Annotated in this window: 1 protein-coding gene; it reads right to left on the bottom strand. The window is 36.6% G+C overall.

Annotation, left to right across the window (positions count from 1 at the left end; all coding sequences use genetic code 11):
* Window positions 1-79 precede the first annotated feature (79 nt).
* The gene (locus tag ACYQZV_RS09055) at window positions 80-748 is read right to left on the bottom strand and encodes a peroxiredoxin (protein ID WP_459895310.1); all 669 of its coding nucleotides are present in this window, start codon (window positions 746-748) and stop codon (window positions 80-82) included.
* Window positions 749-1050 lie beyond the last annotated feature (302 nt).

Here is a 1050-nt window from a genome sequence, read left to right as displayed (position 1 = left end):
TAAAAACAGCTTTTTATCTTCTGCTGGTTATATACATTTATTTGGGGCAAAAGCCCCCAAGAGTGCTTTAAATTTTTATTTAAACTTTTTTATGGCACAACCACCATGCGTAGCATTCAATTTCACCGCTCTTAGCCTTTTCTAGTCTATCCTTAGCGCTAAAAGCATCAGAAGCCGGCGGAACGATAACATGGTCTTTAACGAGCTCGTTGTTAGGCCAATTAGCTGGCATCGCTACGCCGTGCTTATCTGAAACTTGAAGAGCTTCAACCATTCTAACTATCTCGTCTATATTTCTACCTAGCTCTTGTGGATAGTATAGCATGGCCCTTATAATACCTTTGTCATCCACTATTATCACCGCTCTAACCGTGTTGGTACCCTTTTGGGGATGAATAAAACCAAGTGCCTCAGAAACGCTTCCCACAGCATCTGCAATTATAGGAAACTCAATCTCTATACCCAACTTTTCTTTAATCCAATTCTCCCATTCTATGTGTGCGAACACTTGATCCACGCTAAGACCTATCAACTCGCAATTTAGAGCTCTAAACTTATCATACCTTTTTTGAAAAGCCACAAACTCCGTAGTACAAACCGGTGTAAAATCAGCCGGATGACTGAACAACACAAACCACTTACCTTTGTAAGCATTTGGAAGGTCTAAAACACCTCTTGTGGTGACAACCTTCATCTCTGGAAAAGCTTCTCCCAACAGAGGGATTCTCTTTTGACCTACTTCTTGCATAATCACTACCTCCTAAATTAATTTAGAATAATTATTAATTAATAATTATTCTAATATAGATAGTATAAACTAACTAACATACACATGCAATGATAAAAATCATTATCATCAAATTAAAATTTTAAATCCCGAATTCTTGAAATATGTTTGAATTTGATATACTTATGCAACGGGCTTCAGCTTTTTCAAAACCAATTAGGCGGAATTGTGGAGTTAGTTTTTCACCTAAGATATCTATTGTCATAAGTCATTTGTGTGATAAAATCTATTGCTGAAAAATAGTTTTTGGTAAGTCCAATACC

Source organism: Hydrogenobaculum acidophilum (assembly GCF_054656715.1).
This window is presented reverse-complemented; position numbering and strand designations above follow the sequence as displayed.